General features: G+C 74.0%; 17 protein-coding genes and 1 riboswitch. Of the genes, 7 read left to right on the top strand and 10 right to left on the bottom strand.

Going from position 1 to position 17,464, the window contains the following annotated elements; all coding sequences use genetic code 11:
* Positions 1 to 89: 89 nt before the first annotated feature.
* A complete protein-coding gene (locus M3673_RS02455) occupies positions 90 to 695 on the bottom strand; it encodes a heme-copper oxidase subunit III (RefSeq protein ID WP_227489313.1) in 606 nt (201 codons plus the stop codon).
* A 106-nt stretch (positions 696 to 801) separates the two neighbouring features.
* On the opposite strand from M3673_RS02455, the gene M3673_RS02450 reads away from it, so the two are divergent.
* The 3 genes from M3673_RS02450 to trpD are packed head-to-tail and all read left to right on the top strand — an operon-like array spanning position 802 to position 3,285.
* On the top strand, positions 802 to 1,836 hold the full coding sequence (locus M3673_RS02450; protein ID WP_228942163.1) for a cytochrome c oxidase assembly protein: 1,035 nt from the start codon (positions 802 to 804) through the stop codon (positions 1,834 to 1,836).
* Positions 1,837 to 1,846: 10 nt separating this feature from the next.
* Positions 1,847 to 2,257: a response regulator transcription factor gene (locus M3673_RS02445; RefSeq protein ID WP_056862454.1), complete on the top strand. Its 411-nt coding sequence runs from the start codon at positions 1,847 to 1,849 to the stop codon at positions 2,255 to 2,257.
* Between the two features lie 5 nt (positions 2,258 to 2,262).
* Positions 2,263 to 3,285 (top strand): anthranilate phosphoribosyltransferase, encoded by a 1,023-nt coding sequence (trpD, locus tag M3673_RS02440; RefSeq protein ID WP_251531266.1) that lies wholly within the window; start codon positions 2,263 to 2,265, stop codon positions 3,283 to 3,285.
* Positions 3,286 to 3,301: 16 nt separating this feature from the next.
* Here the strand turns inward: trpD and M3673_RS02435 are convergent, their stop codons facing one another.
* Both M3673_RS02435 and M3673_RS02430 read right to left on the bottom strand, forming a co-directional pair.
* Positions 3,302 to 3,580: an Lrp/AsnC family transcriptional regulator gene (locus M3673_RS02435; protein ID WP_056862456.1), complete on the bottom strand. Its 279-nt coding sequence runs from the start codon at positions 3,578 to 3,580 to the stop codon at positions 3,302 to 3,304.
* A 150-nt stretch (positions 3,581 to 3,730) separates the two neighbouring features.
* Positions 3,731 to 5,512 (bottom strand): DEDD exonuclease domain-containing protein, encoded by a 1,782-nt coding sequence (locus M3673_RS02430; protein WP_251531264.1) that lies wholly within the window; start codon positions 5,510 to 5,512, stop codon positions 3,731 to 3,733.
* Between the two features lie 213 nt (positions 5,513 to 5,725).
* Here M3673_RS02430 and M3673_RS02425 point away from each other — a divergent pair, with 213 nt between their 5' ends.
* The 4 genes from M3673_RS02425 (at position 5,726) to M3673_RS02410 (ending at position 9,988) form a co-directional block, all read left to right on the top strand.
* Complete coding sequence (locus M3673_RS02425) at positions 5,726 to 7,024, top strand: NYN domain-containing protein (RefSeq protein ID WP_251531262.1); 1,299 nt, start codon at positions 5,726 to 5,728, stop codon at positions 7,022 to 7,024.
* Between the two features lie 128 nt (positions 7,025 to 7,152).
* Positions 7,153 to 7,359 carry a hypothetical protein gene (locus M3673_RS02420; RefSeq protein WP_193664864.1) on the top strand — a complete coding sequence of 69 codons (207 nt, stop codon included), beginning with the start codon at positions 7,153 to 7,155 and terminating at the stop codon, positions 7,357 to 7,359.
* Between the two features lie 182 nt (positions 7,360 to 7,541).
* Positions 7,542 to 7,708: riboswitch (cyclic di-AMP (ydaO/yuaA leader) on the top strand.
* Between the two features lie 12 nt (positions 7,709 to 7,720).
* Entirely contained in the window at positions 7,721 to 8,719 is a 999-nt protein-coding gene (locus M3673_RS19520; protein ID WP_056904554.1) for a C40 family peptidase, read from the top strand.
* Positions 8,720 to 8,767: 48 nt separating this feature from the next.
* On the top strand, positions 8,768 to 9,988 hold the full coding sequence (locus M3673_RS02410; RefSeq protein WP_251531261.1) for a basic secretory family protein: 1,221 nt from the start codon (positions 8,768 to 8,770) through the stop codon (positions 9,986 to 9,988).
* 108 nt (positions 9,989 to 10,096) lie between these two features.
* Here the strand turns inward: M3673_RS02410 and M3673_RS02405 are convergent, their stop codons facing one another.
* The 7 genes from M3673_RS02405 to M3673_RS02375 all read right to left on the bottom strand — a co-directional run bounded on the left by M3673_RS02405 (position 10,097) and on the right by M3673_RS02375 (position 17,464).
* On the bottom strand, positions 10,097 to 10,273 hold the full coding sequence (locus M3673_RS02405) for a Flp family type IVb pilin (protein WP_251531259.1): 177 nt from the start codon (positions 10,271 to 10,273) through the stop codon (positions 10,097 to 10,099).
* 4 nt (positions 10,274 to 10,277) lie between these two features.
* On the bottom strand, positions 10,278 to 10,499 hold the full coding sequence (locus M3673_RS02400) for a Flp family type IVb pilin (RefSeq protein ID WP_251531256.1): 222 nt from the start codon (positions 10,497 to 10,499) through the stop codon (positions 10,278 to 10,280).
* A 176-nt stretch (positions 10,500 to 10,675) separates the two neighbouring features.
* Complete coding sequence (locus M3673_RS02395) at positions 10,676 to 11,332, bottom strand: response regulator transcription factor (RefSeq protein WP_056862464.1); 657 nt, start codon at positions 11,330 to 11,332, stop codon at positions 10,676 to 10,678.
* Entirely contained in the window at positions 11,329 to 12,939 is a 1,611-nt protein-coding gene (locus M3673_RS02390; protein ID WP_251531254.1) for a sensor histidine kinase, read from the bottom strand. Before M3673_RS02390 ends, M3673_RS02395 begins: the two co-directional genes overlap by 4 nt.
* Before the next feature lie 13 nt (positions 12,940 to 12,952).
* Positions 12,953 to 13,873: a type II secretion system F family protein gene (locus M3673_RS02385; protein WP_251531252.1), complete on the bottom strand. Its 921-nt coding sequence runs from the start codon at positions 13,871 to 13,873 to the stop codon at positions 12,953 to 12,955.
* 1 nt (position 13,874) lies between these two features.
* Positions 13,875 to 15,878, bottom strand: coding sequence for a type II secretion system F family protein (locus M3673_RS02380; RefSeq protein ID WP_251531250.1), 2,004 nt, complete (start codon positions 15,876 to 15,878; stop codon positions 13,875 to 13,877).
* Positions 15,878 to 17,464 carry a CpaF family protein gene (locus M3673_RS02375; RefSeq protein WP_251531248.1) on the bottom strand — a complete coding sequence of 529 codons (1,587 nt, stop codon included), beginning with the start codon at positions 17,462 to 17,464 and terminating at the stop codon, positions 15,878 to 15,880. Before M3673_RS02375 ends, M3673_RS02380 begins: the two co-directional genes overlap by 1 nt.

Genomic DNA, 17,464 nt, shown 5'->3' with positions numbered 1-17,464 from the left:
AGAGTCGTCCGGCGGAGCGGTTCAGGAAGCGCACAGTAGATCCTCTGTCGTCTGTTGAGAAAACTCTACATCTGTTGTGTAGGAATCGGTCACTTCACCAGGTAGATCGTGGCGAACAGACCGATCCAGACCACGTCGACGAAGTGCCAGTAGTAGGAGACGACGATCGCGCTGACCGCCTGCTCGTGGGTGAACCGCCTGGCCAGGTAGGTGCGACCGAGGACGAGGAGGAACGCGATCAGGCCGCCGGTCACGTGGATCCCGTGGAAGCCGGTGGTGAGGTAGAACATCGAGCCGTACGCCGAGTCCTGGATGGTGATGCCCTCCTGGACCAGGTTGGCGTACTCCACCGCCTGCCCGCCGACGAAGATCGCGCCCATCACGTAGGTGAGGAAGAACCACTCGCGCAGACCCCACTTGCGGAACTGGAGCAGGGAGCCGGCACGGCCCACCTGGCCCCGCTCCGCGGCGAAGACGCCGAGCTGGCAGGTCAGCGAGGAGAGGACCAGGATCGTGGTGTTCACCGAGGCGAACGGCACGTCGAGGACCGCCGTGTTCTCGGCCCACAGTTCCGGGCTCACCGCGCGGATCGTGAAGTACGACGCGAACAGGGCCGCGAAGAACATCAGCTCGCTCGAAAGCCAGATGATTGTCCCGACGCTGACCATGCTCGGTCGGTCATGGTGCCCGTGCAGACGGGATGCAGGGATAGTTGCTGCTGTCGCCACCTGAGCATTATGTCCTGAGCCCGGGCTGAGGCCACCCCGACCCCCTCATGAGAGTCGTCCTATCGTGGAGCGCGTGGATCCTGCCGCGCTGTCGTCGCTCCTGCCCGCCTCCACCGGAGGTCTTCCGGCGGTCTCCGCGGGCACGGCCTGGACCTCCGACCTGACCCTCCCGCCCTTCGACCTCGGCGCCTTCTTCAGCCAGTGGTCGCTGGCCCCGGTGCCCACGATCGGCACCGTGTGGGTCGTCGGGCTCTACCTGCTCGGCGTGCGCGCGATGCACCGCCGGGGGGACCACTGGCCGGTCGGCCGGACCGTCTCCTTCGTGGTGCTCGGCATGGGCACCTTCTACGTCGCGACGGCCTCGGGGCTGGCGGCCTACGACACCACGCTGCTGAGCGTGCACATGGTGCAGCACATGGCGCTGTCGATGCTCGTGCCGCTGGCGCTCGCCCTGGGGGCGCCGGTCACGCTCGCGCTGCGCACGCTCCCCGCGACCCCCCGCCGCTGGCTCCTGGCCGTGCTCCACTCGCGGGTCGGGCGGGTGCTGTCCTTCCCCCCGCTCACCTTCACCCTCTACATCGTCTCGCCGTGGGCGCTCTACTTCTCCGGGTGGTACCGCGCCTCGCTGGAGTCGGTGTGGGTCCACGAGATGATGCACGTGCACCTGGTGATGGTCGGCGCCCTCTTCTTCTGGCCCCTCATGGGCATCGACCCCGTGCCGGGACGGGTGGGCTACCCCTTCCGGGTGCTGCTCACGGTGCTGACGCTGCCGTTCCACGCCTTCCTGGGGGTCACGATCATGGGCCAGGAGACCCTGCTCGGCGGCGACTGGTACCCCCGGCTCTCCGAGGGACCGATGGGAGCCTGGCTCCCCGACCCGATGGACGACCAGCACCTCGCGGGCGGGATCCTGTGGGGCACCGGCGACCTCATCGCCCTGGTCTTCTTCGGCGTGCTCTTCACCCAGTGGGTGCGCTCGTCGATGAAGGAGGCCACGCGCGAGGACCGTCGCCTCGACCTGATGGAGGCGCGCGAGGCCCGCTCGGCGGCCGTCGCCGGCGCGGGGAGCGCCGCGACCCCGCCGCCCGGCCGCGATCCCGAGAGGTAGCATCGCGCCCGTGACCAGCCCGAAGACCGCCCTGAAGGTGCTCGTCTACAGCGACGACGTGCACACGCGCCAGCAGGTGATCCTGGCCCTCGGCCGGCGCCCCCACCCCGACCTCCCCGAGCTGGAGTACGTCGAGGTCGCCACCGAGCCGGTCGTCGTGCAGCACATGGACTCCGGGCTGATCGACCTCGCGGTGCTCGACGGCGAGGCCGTGCCCGCCGGCGGCATGGGCATCGCGAAGCAGCTCAAGGACGAGATCTACCACTGCCCGCCCGTGATCGTGCTCACCGGTCGCCCGCAGGACGCGTGGCTGGCCACCTGGTCACGGGCCGAGGCGGCCGTGCCCCACCCCATCGACCCCCTCCAGCTCGCCGAGACCGTCGTCACGCTGCTGCGCGACCGCGCGCCCGCGGCGACCTGAGCGCCGTGGTCACCTGGCCCGACGTCCTCGGCGACCTCGTCGCGCGCCGCGACCTGAGCGCGGAGCAGACCGTCTGGGCGATGGCGGAGATCCTCGAGGGCAACGCCACGCCGGTGCAGATCGCGGGCTTCGCCGTGGCGCTGCGCGCCAAGGGCGAGACGATCGAGGAGATGCTCGGCCTCGTCGAGGCGATGAGCGCGCGCGCCACCCCCATCTCGGTCGAGGGTCGCCTGCTCGACATCGTCGGCACCGGCGGCGACCGCTCGATGTCGGTCAACATCTCCACGATGTCGGCGATCGTCGCCGCGGGCGCCGGCGCCCGCGTGGTCAAGCACGGCAACCGCTCGGCCTCCTCCAAGTCCGGCTCCGCCGACGTGCTGGAGGCGCTCGGGGTGCGCCTCGACCTCTCCGCGGCTCGGGTGGCGGAGCTGGCCGGCAGCGTCGGCATCACCTTCTGCTTCTCGGCCGCCTTCCACCCGGCCATGCGTCACGCCGCCGTGGCCCGTCGCGAGCTGGGGGTCGGCACCACCTTCAACTTCCTCGGCCCCCTCACCAACCCCACGCGCCCCGCGGCCCAGGCCGTCGGGTGCGCCGACGCCGCCGTCGCGCCGGTCATGGCCGGTGTGTTCGCCGCCCGCGGGGTCGACGCCTGGGTGTTCCGCGGAGACGACGGCCTCGACGAGCTCACCACCACCACCACGTCCTCGCTGTGGGTCGTGCACGCCGGGGAGGTCACCCGCACCTCGGTCGACCCGCGGGCCCACGGCCTCGCGGCGGCGACGACCGCCGACCTCGCCGGGGGCGATCCCGCCTACAACGCCGAGGTGGTGCGGCGGCTGCTCGCCGGTGAGCGCGGGCCGGTGCGCGACGCCGTGCTGCTCAACGCCGGCGCCGCCCTCGCGGTGCACGCAGCGCCGGGGGAGCCCGTCGACGAGGCCCTGGCCGCCGGCATCGCGCGTGCCGCCGAGGCCGTCGACACCGGGGCCGCCCAGGACCTGCTCGCCCGCTGGGTGGCCGCCTCCGCCTGAGGGGTCCGCCGGCGGCTCAGTCGAGGCCGAGGGAGAACGCCGACTCCAGGTCGTGGCGGGAGTAGGCGCGGAAGGCGATGTGGGTCTCAGTGGACTGCACGCCCGGGACCTTGTTGAGCCGGTCGGCCACCACGGCGGCGACCTCGTCGTGGTGGCGCACCCGGATGAGCGCGATCAGGTCGATCTGACCGGTGACGGAGTAGACCTCCGAGACGCCCTCGAGGGCGGCGATGCCCTCGGCGACCTCGGGGATCCGGGCCACGTCGGCCTTGACGAAGACGATCGCAGTCAGCATGCGGGCCAGCCTAGACCCGGCGGGCCGCGAGCCCGCGCGACCGGACCCGGACCCGGGCCGGGGCGCCGGGGTCGGGGCGCCGGGGCGGGCGGGGCCGGGGGCCGGTGATGGGCTCAGCGCGCTGGGCGGGGCCGTGGGCCGGCGGTGGGCTCAGCGCGCCGGGCGGTGCACGGGTGTGAGGTCGCGGCGGTCCTCGAAGGGCACGAGGGTGCGGCGCGACTCGGCGACCGCGTCGTGGACGGCCAGGTGGCGGGTGGCCCCGGCCACCGGACAGACCCACTCGCCCTCGACGTCGACCAGGCGCACGCCGGGGGACTCCAGCCACCGCAGGATCTTCTCGCTCTCCTCGGCGGTGGCCGCGGGCACCGGCCCCGGCGCGGGGGCCACGGTCTCGGCGCTCGCCCGCAGCTCCGCGACGTACTGGTGGGCGTCGGCGCCGGTGGGGATCACCCCGGCGGCGGCCAGGCGCCCGCGGCGCACGACGTGCACCGCCCAGCGGCCGTCGTCCTCGCGGCGGCAGGCCACCAGCTCGGGGCAGCCGCTGAGCGCGGAGAGGCGCTGGGTGCGTGACGCGGCGCGCACGAAGGCGGCCAGGCGGTCGCGGTGCACCCCTGCCTCCTCGAACCGGTCGTCGGAGGCCAGCGCCTCCATGCGGCGGTTGATCGACTCCACGACCTCGTCGGGGCGGCGCAGCAGGGTGTCGCTGAGCCGGCGCACCATCGCGGCGTAGGTCTGCTGGTCGACGCTGCCGTCGCAGGGGGAGAGGCAGCGCCCCATCTCGGCCAGCACGCAGGCGCTGCGGGAGGGGCGCCGTGGCAGGCGGCCCGAGCACTGGCGCACGGGGAAGGTGTCGTGCAGCGCGGCCAGGGCCTTGTCGGCGGCGCGGCGCGAGCCGAAGGGGCCGAGGTAGTCGGCGTCGTCGTCGAGCACCCGGGTCACCAGCGACAGCCGCGGCCAGGTCTCGCGGGTGAGCTTGACGAAGTGCACCTTGCGCGAGTTGCGCGAGCGGCGGTTGTAGCGCGGCTCGTGCTCGGCGATGAGCCGCAGCTCGCGCACCTGGGCCTCCAGCGGCGTCGCGCACTCGATGCCGGTGACCGTGGCGGCCAGCCCGACCATCTCGCCCATGCGGGAGCGGGTCTCGGAGGCCGTGAAGTAGGACCGGACGCGGGTGCGCAGGTCCTGCGAGGTGCCGACGTAGAGCACCCGGGAGCGGTCGTCGCGGAAGAGGTAGACCCCCGGGGCGTGGGGGAGGCCCTCGGCGAGGTGGCGCTTCTTGCGCTGGGCGGTGCTCACCCGCGCCGAGAAGGTCTGCAGCTCCTCCAGGGTGTGCACGCCGAGGCCCCCCAGCCGCTCCATGAGGCCGTGTAGCACGTCGACGGTGGCGCGGGCGTCGGACAGGGCGCGGTGGTTGGGGGTCGTGGTGGCGCCGAAGAGGGCCGCCAGCGAGGAGAGCTTGCAGTTGGGAGCGTCGTCGCGGGTGATGACGCGGCGGGCCAGCCGCGCGGTGTCGAGCACCTCGAAGCGCGGCCACGGCCGCTGCTGCTGCTCGGCGAAGTGCTTGAGGAAGCCGACGTCGAAGGGCGCGTTGTGGGCGACGAGCACGCAGCCCGCGGCGAACTCCAGGAAGGCCGGGAGCGCCGACTCGATCGGCGGTGCGCCCGCGACCATGCCGTTGGTGATGCCGGTGAGCACGGCGATGAACGGCGGGATCTCGCCGCGGGGGTCGACCAGGGTCTGGAACTCGCCGAGGACCTCGCCGCCACGGACCTTGACCGCGCCGATCTCGGTGATCATCGAGCCACCCGCGGCCGAGCCCCCGGTGGTCTCGAGGTCGACCACGCAGAAGGTCAGGTCGCGCAGGGGGCGCCCGAGCTCGTCGAAGCTGCGCTGGGCCTCCCAGGGCGAGGGCGCCTCTCGCGTGCTGCTGCTCATGGTGGGCGACGCTAGAGCGGCGCACCGACAGTCCGGTGGCGACGCGCGGCATAGGCTGGCGGTCCGCAGGGGCGCGGTCCGGGTCGTGCCCCGGGTCGTGCTCCGGGGGCCGTGGGCCCACCGCGCGGTGCCCGCCCCGAGCCGCCCGCCCCGCCCCAACCCGCCCGACTCGCCCGTCCCGACCCGCCCGACTTCCCCGCGAGGTGCCCCTCCATGTCCGACCCGGCCGCCCCCTCCGACCTCGGGGACCTCCCCGAGCCGGTGCGCGCCCGGGTGGTGGCGCTGAGCGCCGAGGTGCTGCCCGACGTGGCCGCGCTGCCGCCGTCGCTGCGACGGGTCGCGGCCTTCACGCCGTCCCGGCGCGCGCGCCTCGGTGCGACCGCCCTCACCGCAGCGCTGGTAGACCAGCGCCTGCGCGAGCGGGTGGCGGTGCAGGTCGCCGCGCGCCGGTCGTCGGCCCTCGCCGACCTGGCGGGCCTGGACGACCCGGTCGAGGCGGCCGCGCTGGCCTGGCTGGTGCGCCCCGAGGGCTGGCAGGAGCCGGTCGCCGCCGCGGTCGACCTGACCGCGGCCCGGGCCGCACAGCAGGAGGCCGAGCAGGAGTCGCGGTGGCGACGCCGCGCGGAGGCGGCCGAGCAGGCCCTGCGCGAGCAACGCGCCCTGCACCGCCAGCAGGTCGAGGACTACAAGGCCGAGGTGGCGGGCCTGCGGCGCCGGCTGGCCGAGGCGCGCCGCGGCGACCAGGCGGTCGACGACGCGGTCCTCGACGGGCTCCGAGGCGAGCTCGACGAGCAGACCCGGGCCCGCCGGGCCGCCGAGGACGCACTGGCGGCCGAGCGGAGCGGCGTACGACGGCTGCAGGCGCAGGTCGAGCGGCTCGAGGCGACCGGCCGCACCGAGCGCCGCGCGGCCCGCAGCGAGCGCGACGAGGTCAGCCTGCGCGCCCGTCTGCTGCTCGACTCGGTCATCGACGCCGCCGCGGGGCTGCGCCGCGAGCTGGCCCTGCCGCCGGTGAGCGGCAGCCCGGCCGACCGGGTCGAGGCCGAGGTGGCGGCGGAGCGCGGACCCCGCGCCCCCGGAGGCGTCGCCGACACCGTGAGCCCGGCGGTGCTCGAGCAGCTGCTCGCCCTGCCCCACGGACGGCTGCTCGTCGACGGCTACAACGTCAGCAAGGGCGTGTGGGGCGGCTCGTCGCTCGAGGCCCAGCGGATCCGGCTGCTGGCCGCCCTGGCGCCGCTGGTCGCGCGCACGGGGGCCGAGACCACGGTGGTCTTCGACGCCGCCGACTCCGAGCACCGGCCCCCCGTCAGCCCGCCCCGCGGGGTCAAGGTGCTCTTCAGCCCGCCCGGGGTGATCGCCGACGACGTGCTGCGCGACCTCGTGGCGGCCGAGCCCGCCGGCCGCACGGTGCTCGTGGTCACCGACGACCGCAGCCTGCGTGCCGACGTCACCCGCTCGGGAGCACGCGTCGTCGGCGTCCACGCCCTCGCGGGACTGCTGGGCCGGGTCTGACACCGGGGCCGACGCCGGGGCCGACCCACCGCCCACCGACCCGCCGGCCCACGGACCCGGCCCCTGCGACACGCGCTCCCGCCCGGTGCGGCGCAGGACTGTCGGTGGCGCCTGCGAGCGTCTCGCCCATGACGACGAGAATCGACTGCGACAGCTGCGTGGTCCGGGGCCTGGCCTGCCACGACTGCGTGGTCACCGTGCTGCTCGGGCCGCCGCCCGAGCTGACCTTCGACGACGACGAGGCGGCCGCGCTCGAGGCGCTCGCCGCCGGCGGCCTGGTGCCGCCGCTGCGGCTGGTGCGGGCGGTCGACACCCCGGGCGCCGAGTCCGCGTGACGCGGACCCCCGCGCCGGATGTGACTCCTGTGGTCACTGGGACCCGAGGGGCTGACGGGGGTAAAGATTGCGTGAAGGCGCCCGACGCGCCGGGGCGATCCGGCGGGCGGGTTTTGTCCGCCGGGGTGAGGCGACTAGCCTCACGTGCTCAGGTGCCCGTGGCAGTGGACCATCCGGTTCGCGCGGGCACCACGCTGAGTCCGACGCCGCCTGGCGGCGCCGGAGCCGGGGAACCAACTCTTCTGGGGTGAATCTCCCGCGAGGCGCACCCACCGGTGCGAGGAGCGGGCGTAGGGCGAGTCGTGCCCGAATCCGTCAGCTCACCCGGTAGGCGTACGACAGCAAGGGAGACCGTCCGCTCGTGCAGCACGGCCGGAAACGACTCAGCACCGCCCTCGTCGGACTCACCCTCGTGGGTGCGATCGGGCTCATCCCCACCTCGCCGGCCCAGGCCGAGCCCGACATCGACGACGTCGAGGCACGCGTCGACCGTCTCTACCACGAGGCCGAGCAGGCCTCGGAGCGCTTCAACGACGCCCGCATCGAGCTGGCCGACCTGCAGAAGGACCTGGCGGCGCTCAACGCCGACGAGGACCGCCAGGACGCCCGACTCGACGCCGTGCGCGAGCAGGTCCGCGACTCCGTCGTGCGCCAGTACGAGGGCGAGAGCATCTCCGCCGTCGGCCAGGTCGTCGTCTCCGACGACCCCAGCGCCTTCCTGGCCCAGATGACCACGATGTCGTCCTTCGACTCCGTGCAGGACGAGCTCTTCGACAGTTACACCCTCGAGACGAAGGCCCTCGACATCCGGGCGCAGGCCGTCGCGCAGCGCGCCGCCGACGTCGCGGAGACCAAGGAGCAGCTCGCCGAGGAGAAGGCGACCATCGACGACAAGCTCGCCGAGGCCGAGTCGCTGCTCGACCGCCTCGAGACCGAGGCTCGCGAGGCCGTCGTCTCGCGCGACAGCTCGGCCCGCACGGCCGCGCCCGCGCCGACCAGCGTGCCGGCCTCGGGCCGCGCCGCCGCCGCGGTGCAGTACGCCCTCGCCCAGGTCGGCGACGCCTACGTCTACGGCGCCGCCGGTCCGTCGGCCTTCGACTGCTCGGGCCTCACCATGATGGCCTGGGCCCAGGCGGGCGTCTCCCTGCCGCACAGCTCGAGCGCCCAGTTCTCCTCCGGCCCGCAGGTCAGCTCCAGCGACCTCCAGCCCGGCGACCTGGTCTTCTACTACAGCCCGATCAGCCACGTGGGCATGTACATCGGCAACGGCATGATCGTGCACGCCGCCAACCCCGGCAGCGGTGTCACCACCGCCCCGGTGATGTCGATGCCCTACGTCGGCGCCGTCCGCCCGGGCTGAGCCCTGACCGACGCCCCGACCTCGAAGGCCGGTCGCCCACGCACGTGGGTGGCCGGCCTTTCGCTGTGCGTGCTGGTGCTCGCCGGGCTCGCGGTGTGGCGGGTCGCCGACTCGCCCTACGTCGCACCGGCCGGTCCCGACCCGGCCGCGGCGGGGGAGGCCGAGCCCGGCCTGGCCAGCGCGGCGCTGCAGCGGCTGCAGCAGGCGATCGCGAGCGGCGACGCCGCGGCGGCGGCCGCCCTGGCCCCCGGTGACGACGCGGCCGCGGCGGAGCGCCTGCGTGCCGTGGTCGACAACGCCGACGCCCTGCGGCTCACCGGCGTGACGCTGCGCTACGTCGAGCAGGCGAGCGCGGTCGACGCGGCCGGCACCTGGTCGGCTGCGGTCGAGGTGACCTGGCGCCTGCGCGGCTTCGACCCGGCGCCCGCGCGCACCGAGGTGGCGTTCACGCTGCGGGCCGAGCCCGACCGCGTCGCCCTCGTCTCGGCCGGGGGAGGCGGCCTGCGCACACCGCTGTGGCTCGCCGAGCCGCTGCGGGTGGCCCGCACCCCCGACACGCTGGTGATGGTCGCCGGCGACGCCGCCGAGCTGCGCGAGTACGCCGCCCTGGCCCGCCGCGCCGTGCCGGTGGTCGCGCGCGTGGTGCCCGCCGACCGCCCCCGCCTGGTGGTTGAGGTGCCCGCCGGCGCCGACCAGCTCGACGCGCTGCTCGACGTGCCCGCCGGCACCTACGCCGGTGTCGCCGCGGTGACCGCCCCCGTCGACGGCCGCGACGAGCCGGGCGGCCCGCTGCACGTCTTCGTCAACCCCGAGGAGATGTCGGGGCTGCGCCCGACCGGCGCCCAGGTGGTGATGAGCCACGAGGCTACCCACGCGGTCACCGACGCCCCCACCAGCCGGGCACCGCTCTGGCTGGTCGAGGGCTTCGCCGACTACGTCGCCCTGCGCGACGTCGACCTGCCCCTCGCCACGACCGCGGCACAGGCCATCGCCCAGGTGCGGCGCGAGGGCCTGCCCGCGGCCCTGCCCGGCACCTCCGACTTCGACGTCGCGCAGACCCATCTCGGGGCGACCTACGAGAGCGCCTGGCTGGCCTGCCGATTCGTCGCCGAGCGCGCAGGCCAGCAGGCGCTCGTGCGGCTCTACGAGGCCACCAGCCGCGGCGAGGACCTCGGCACCACCCTGAGGCGGGTCTCGGGCCTCAGCGTGGAGAGCCTCACGCAGGACTGGCGGCGCGAGCTGCGGGCCCTCGCCGACGCCCCCGGCTGACAACGGGACGTCGCCGGACGCGGAGCAGCCCCCGTCGACCACCGCTGTGGTCGACGGGGGCTGCTCGTCCCTCCCCTGACGGGGTCGTGCTGTGCTGGGGTGCCGGCCTCAGCAGCCGTCGGTTGCTGAGGCGGTGCTGGCGCTCACGGTGTCGCAGGTCTCCCCGAAGAGTCCGTCGACGCCGCCGCCGAACGCGAAGGCCGCGGCGGCCGCGAGGGCAGCGACGCCCGAAATCAGCAGGCCGTACTCAACCGCTGACGCGCCCGTCTCTGACGTGGCGCGCATGAGGTCAGGGCGTGCAGTCGGTGCCGGCGGGCGCACCGTTGGCCGTGATGTCGGTGCAGGTCTCGCTGAAGATGCCGCTGATGGTGCCGCCGAAGGCGAACACGACGAGCACAACGAGGGCCGCGATGCCGGCGATGAGGAGTCCGTACTCGACAGCGGACGCGCCGCGCTCGTCGTCGCGGTCGGTACGGAGGGCGTTGAGCAGGATGCTCAGGTAGGTGATCATGTCTAGGGGCTCCCATGTGGTCCGTGGATCTGTCGTCGAGGTCGGGGGACCTCACACCACTGATCCTGCTAGGGATCACCCGCTGCCGGATCGGCCCACCGCTCCGACCCGGGTAGTCCCTTCGGACTACCCCCCGGCACCGCCCGCCGCGGGCCCATGGCCCGGTCGGCGGAGCCTCAGGAGCGTCCGCCCGGGGCGATGCTCGACAGCAGGCCGATCCGCATGGCGGTGACGAGGGCCTGGGCGCGGTTGGCGGCGCCGAGCTTCTGGTAGATCCGTGCGATGTGGGACTTGGCGGTCGACTCGCTGAGGTAGAGCTTGTCGCCGATGGCGGCGGCTCCCAGGCCGTCGGCGAGCAGCAGCAGCACCTCGTGCTCGCGGTCGGTGAGCCGGGTCGACTCCGCGGCCGTGCGGCGCATCATGGCCCCGACCAGACCGGTGCAGACGAAGGACCGCGGGGAGACCTTGGCGTGCCGCGCGGCGCGGATGACCTCGGCCGACGGGGCGTCCTTGCCGACGAAGCCCGAGGCGCCGGCCTCCATGGCGGCGAAGATCTGGTCGTCGCCGGAGTGCATGGTCAGCACGACCAGCCCGACGGTGGTGCTCTGCTTGCGCACCGCGCGCACGACGTCGAGGCCGGTGCCGTCCTGCAGCTGGAGGTCGGTGACGACCACGTCGGGCGCCAGGGTGTCGAAGGAGGCGATGGCCTCGCTGACCGTGGCGGCCACCCCGGCGATGGTCATGTCGGCCTCGAGCTCGAAGACGCCGGAGAGTCCGGTGCGGATGAGCTCGTGGTCGTCCACCAGCAGGACACGGATCGGCTGGTCGGTCATGCCCTCACTGTAGTGGTGCTCACGGGCTCGTTGTCTGCCGCCGGGCCCGAGGGCTGGGACGAGTCCTGCGGCGCCAGCCGGTCGCCGAGGCTCACCCGCACGCCGACGCCGCCGCCGGGGAGGTCCTCGACGGTGAGGTCGGCCCCGACCAGACGGGCCCGCTCGCGCATGATGCCGAGGCCGAAGGAGTCGGTGCGCGGCTCGCCGAGGCCGCGGCCGTCGTCGACCACGCTGATCGACGCGCGCGGCGGGTGGACCTGGCAGTGCACGCGCACGGTGGTGCAGCGGGCGTGCTTGACCGCGTTGTTGACGGCCTCCTGGGTGATCCGGAAGAGCTCGGCCTCGACCTCCGGGCGCAGCCGGCCGGTGTGCTCGTCGAGGGTGACCTCGATGGCCAGGCCCGAGACCTCGCTGAGGTTGCGGGCGATGGCCCCGATCGCGGCGCCGAGGCTCTCGCTCTCGCCGACCGTGGTGCGCAGGTTGATGACCGAGCGGCGCACGTCGGCGACGATCGCGCTGATCCGCTCGCGCAGCATCTCGATCCGCTCGGCCTGCTGGGGGTCGGCGGGCCGGGCGGCCAGGGCGTCGACGACGTAGCCCAGGGAGGCGATCTCCTGGGCCACCCCGTCGTGCATCTCGCGGGAGAGCCGGCGGCGCTCGTCGGCGGTGGCGGCGTCGCGGAAGGAGGCGAAGAGCAGGGCGGTGTCGAGGTGCACCGCGCTGGGGCCGAGCCCGCGGGCCAGGCCCACCAGGCGGTCGCGCAGGTCGAGCGGCACCGGGTCGAGCCGCTCCGAGAGCGTGCCGGCGACGATGCCGGCGACGCCCGCGCCGGTGGAGAGCGGGAAGGCGAAGGAGCGGCCCTCCACCAGGATCGCGGCCCCGGCCCACGAGCGCTCGGCGCGCAGCTCGCTGTCGCCGAGGTCCTCGCCCTCGAGCGAGCGGGTGAGCAGCGGCGTGAGGCCGTCGCCGCGGGGCACGTAGAGCACCAGGGTCGAGGTCGGGATCTCGTCGCGCACCCCGCTGAGGATGGCCCCGCCCAGGGCGTTGGGGTCGAGGCCGGAGCTGAAGCCGCCGCTGAGGTCGATGAGCTGGCGCAGCAGCTCCTGGGCGAAGCGGTAGGGCTCGAGGGGGTCGTTGGTGCGGGCGATGGAGGAGCGCAGGAAGGTCGCGATGAGGCCGAGCCCGAGACCGGTGATGGTCCAGGTGACGATGCTGAAGGCCTGCTCGCCGCTCGCGCCGCCGTGCAGCAGCTGCACCGCGACCAGCAGGGCCGCCAGCTCGACGCCCAGGGCCACCGCGGTGCCGACCAGTCCGCGGCTCAGCCCGGCGACGAAGGGCGGCACGGCGAGGGTGCCGAGGATCGCGATCGTGCCCGGCAGGCCGTAGCCGGCGGCCACGCCGACCACCAGCGCCTCGAGCACCAACAGCGGCAGCGCCGACGCGGCGCTGCGCCGCTCGGCCAGGCTCGCCAGGAGCCAGGTCAGTCCGGCCGCGACCAGGGCGTAGGCCGCCGACAGCTCCAGCCCACGGGACACCGGGACCAGCAGGGCCACCAGCACGAAGGTCCGTGCGGCGGCGCTGATGGAGAGCGGCTGGAGGTCCTTCACCGGGGGCGGCCCACTAGAACTTGTCCATGATGCTGATGACGGCCGGGCCCATGACGGCGATGAAGAGGCAGGGCAGGATGCAGAAGATCAGCGGCACCGTGATCTTCACCGGCACCTGCTGGGCCTTCTCCTCCGCGCGCTGGCGGCGCTTCACGCGCATCTCGCTGGACTGCACGCGCAGCACCTGGGCGACGGGGATGCCGAACGAGTCGGCCTGGACCATGGCACTGACGAAGGATTGCAGATCGTCGACGTCGGTGCGCTCCGACAGGCCGCGCAGGGCCGCCGAGCGACCCTGGCCGATCTGCATCTCCTTGAGCACGCGGGCGAACTCGTCGGCCAGCGGACCCTCGGTGTTGCGGGCGACCTGCTGGAGCGCGGCGTCGAAGCCGAGGCCCGACTCGACGCTGATCGTCATCAGGTCGATGGCGTCGGGCAGCTCGCGCAGGATCTGCGCGGAGCGGTCGTAGGTCTTCTGGTAGAGGTACAGGTTCGGGCCGAGGAAGCCGAGCACCAGGGCGCCCAGACCCACGCCGAGGAGTACGCCGAGCGAGGCGCCGAGCAGCAGCGCGACCAGCACGCCCACCACGAGCCCGGCGACGGCACCGAGCACCTTGGCCGACACGACCTTGTCGACGGTGAGACCGGCGGGGTTGCCGGCGAGGTCGAGCTTGCGCCGGATCCGCTCGGCGGCGTCGGCGCCGGTGATCCTGCGGCCGACCACGAGGGCGCGGACCCGCAGCGGGTCGAGGACCCGCTCGGCGAAGGGCCGGTCGATCTCCTCGGTGAGGACCTTCGGAGCGTCGGTCATGGCCTCGAGCACGGCGAGGGAGCGGGTGACCCCGGCCGACTCGGCGTCGGTGCGCAGGGCGGCACCGACGAGGACGAGGGAGACCGCCACCAGCACGATCCCCAGCAGGAAGACCATGGTCATCTCACACCTCCACCTTGATCAGCCGGCTCATCCAGAACACGCCCAGACCCAGGATGAGCCCGGCACCACCCAGCATCAACCAGCCCAGGGGCTCGGTGAACATCGGAGCGACGTACTCGCGGTTGGTGAGCACGAGGTAGACCATGAACAGCGGCGGGAGCAGCCCGAGCACCCACGCGGAGAGCTTGCCCTCGGCGGCGAGCGCGGCGACCTGGCGCCGCATGTACTCCCGCTCGCGCATCGTGCCGGCGACGGTGTCGAGCAGCTCGGCGAGGTTGCCGCCGACCTGGCGCTGGATGCGGATGGCCATGACGACCCACTCGAAGTCCTTGCTCTCGAAGCGCTCGGCGACGCTCTCGAGCGCCTCCTCCAGGCTCACCCCGAGGCGCACCTCGACCAGCACCCGGCGGAACTCCGAGGCGACCGGGTCGACGCCCTCGCGCACGATGGTGTCGACCGACTGCGCCAGCGAGAGCCCCGCCGACAGCGAGCCCGACATGAGCTGCAGCGTGTCGGGGAGCGCGCTGTTGAAGGCCTTGCGGCGCCGTGAGCGTCGGACGCCGAGGTAGATCCAGGGCCCGAGCAGTCCCAGGGCGAGGAAGAGCAGGCCGACGACCAGGCTGCCCTGGCCGAGCAGCAGCCCCATCAGGCCGGCCGCGAGCACGACGCCGGTGTGCACGAGCAACCACTCGGCGGCCTTGAGGTCGCTGCCGGCCCCGTCGAGGCGCACGGCGATGCGGGCCTCCAGCCCCTTGTTGCGGCGCAGCACCTCGCCGGCGGCGTCCTTGGCCTGCTGGAGCGCCTGGTCGGGGTCGACCTTGGTCACCGCCGGCAGCCGGGACCCGCCGGAGGTGCTCGCGGTGTAGGACTCGACCCGCTCGGCGGCGCTCATCGGCGCGGCCGGTCGCGGCACCAGCAGGACGACGAGCCCGACCAGGCCGACGCCGAGGGCGCCGACCCCGGCGTACATCGTCCAGGCCGGGGCGACCCAGCCGCTGTCCTCGACGACGGACGCGTCGAGGCCGGCGCTCCCGGGCGCGGCCGCGCTGGCGGCGCTGACGGTGGTGAAGGCCTCGGCGACGACCTCGCCCTGCGGTGTCGGCAGGGCGATCCGCAGCTCGGCCTCGGTGGCGGTGAGGTCGGCCGGGGCGGTGAGGCTGACCAGCACCTGGCGGTCGAGGGCGTCGGCCTCCTCGGCGAAGGCGGCGCGCAGCGCGTCGCTGTCGGCGGCGACGACCTGGCCCTGGCCGGCTCGCGAGAGGGTCTGCAGCACCTTCTGCTGGGCCGAGTCCTGCTCGAGGGCGATGACGTCGACCAGCACGCCGGAGTCCTCGACGGCGGCGGCGACGTCGTCGATGTCGGTGTCGGAGGTGTCGGCGCCGTCGGAGAGCACGAGCAGCTTGCGCTGACCCTCGTCGCCGGCCATGGCGACCCCGCCGAGGACGCCGTCGTAGAGCAGGGTGTCGCGCGAGAGGGACAGGCCCTCGACGACCTCGCGGGCGGCGTCGCGGTCGAGGGTCGGCTCGAGCGCCGCGGTGACCTCTCCGGAGAAGGCGACGACCCCCACCAGGACGTCGTCGGGTGCGCTGTCGAGGAAGGTGAGGGCGGCCTGCCGGGCCGCGGCGAACCGCTCGCCGGCCATCGAGTTGCTGGTGTCGACCACGAGCACCGCCGTGCGCCGCACCGCGCCGGAGCTGCCCGCGGGCTGGGCGGTGGCCTCGACCGCGGTGCCGTCGACGGTCACCGAGACGCCACCGAGGTCCACGTCGCTGTCGGGCGGCACCGAGACGAGCACCTCGGCGCCGTCGTCGCGAGGCTCGACGTGCGAGATCGTGGCCTCGGACGCGCCAGGGGAACCGGGGGCGGAGCCGGCGGCCAGCGACGGGCCGGCGGCCCCCAGGCCCAGGGTCGCCGCGACGGCGAGCAGGGCCGCGCCCCGCAGCAGGCGCCGTCTCCGTGACCGCGGCGCGGTGGGGCACGGCGCGATCGGGGAGTGCGGGCGCATCAGATCCGGTCCGTCGCGAAGAGCACCGGGTCGACGGTGACGTTGGCGTAGGCCATCTTGTCGAGGAACTTGGGGCGCAGCCCGGTGGGACGCATCCGACCCAGGGTGCGGCCGTCGTGGTCGAAGCCCATGGCGTTGTCGAAGACGAAGATGTCCTGCAGCGTGATGACGTCGCCCTCCATGCGCTCCACCTCGGTGATGTGGGTGATGCGGCGGGTGCCGTCCTTGAAGCGGGTCTGGTGCACGATCAGGTCCACCGCCGAGGCGACCTGCTCGCGGATGGCGCGCACGGGCAGGTCCATGCCGGCCATCAGCACCATGGTCTCCATGCGGGCCAGCGTGTCGCGCGGTCCGTTGGAGTGCAGGGTGCAGATCGAGCCGTCGTGGCCGGTGTTCATGGCCTGGAGCATGTCGAGGGCGGAGGCGTCGCGGACCTCGCCGACGATGATGCGGTCGGGGCGCATGCGCAGGCTGTTCTTGACCAGGTCGCGGATCGTGACCGCGCCCTTGCCCTCGATGTTGGCCGGGCGCGACTCCAGCCGCACGACGTGGTCCTGCTTGAGCTGGAGCTCGGCGGCGTCCTCGATGGTGACGATGCGCTCGTCGTCGGGGATGAAGGACGACAGCACGTTGAGCGTGGTCGTCTTGCCGGCGCCGGTGCTGCCGGAGACGATGACGTTGAGCCGACCGCGCACGCAAGCGTCGAGGAAGTCGGCGGTGTGCGGGCTCAGCGAGCCGAAGCGGATGAGGTCGTCGACCGTGAGCGGGTCGGCGGCGAACTTGCGGATGGTCAGCGCCGAGCCGTCGACGGCCAGGGGCGGCACGACGGCGTTGACACGGCTGCCGTCGGGCAGACGGGCGTCGACCATCGGGCTCGACTCGTCGACGCGCCGGCCGATGCGGGAGACGATCTTGTCGATCGTGCGGCGCAGGTGGTCCTCGTCGGCGAACTGGGCGGTGGCCGGCACCAGCCGGCCGCCCTTCTCCAGCCAGATCGAGTCGTGGCCGTTGACCATGACCTCGGAGACGTCGGGGTCGCGCAGGTAGGGCTCGATGGGTCCGTAGCCCAGGATGTCGTCGCTGATCTCCTGGGTGACGCGGGCGCGGTCGCTGCTGCTGAGCGGGCGGTCCTGGGCCCCCAGCACCTCGGCGAGCACCGCGCGCACGCGCTGGTCGAGCTCGTCCTGGTCCATGTCGGAGGCGTAGAGGTGGGGCCCCAGCTGCTTGAGCAGCTCGACGTGGACGTTGCTCTTGAGCTCCTCGATCCGGTCGCCCTGCTGCGAGGCGAGCGTACGCCGGGCAGCGGCGCCCACCGAGGGCTGCTCGGCGGGCGCGGGTCGCCGGGTGGTGAGGGCCGAGCCGACCGTGGCGGACGACGCCGCGGCCGCGGCGGCCGCCTGCACGCTGGCCTCGGGCGTCACCGCGCCGACCGGGCCGCGGTGGCGGGCCGGCTGCGGCGCGCCGGACTCCTCGGCGGTCCGCCCCGGTGCGGCCTCGGTGGTCGTGGTGGACGTCGTGGTGCTGGATCCGGCGGGTGACCCGGACGCGCGGCGGGCCGCGGCGAGACGGTCGGCGAGGGTGCTCAT

The sequence above is a fragment of the Nocardioides sp. P86 genome (assembly GCF_023712465.1).
Taxonomy (GTDB): domain Bacteria; phylum Actinomycetota; class Actinomycetes; order Propionibacteriales; family Nocardioidaceae; genus Nocardioides; species Nocardioides kribbensis.
The sequence above is the reverse complement of the archived record's forward strand: the minus strand, read 5'-3'. Positions and strand labels throughout refer to the sequence as shown.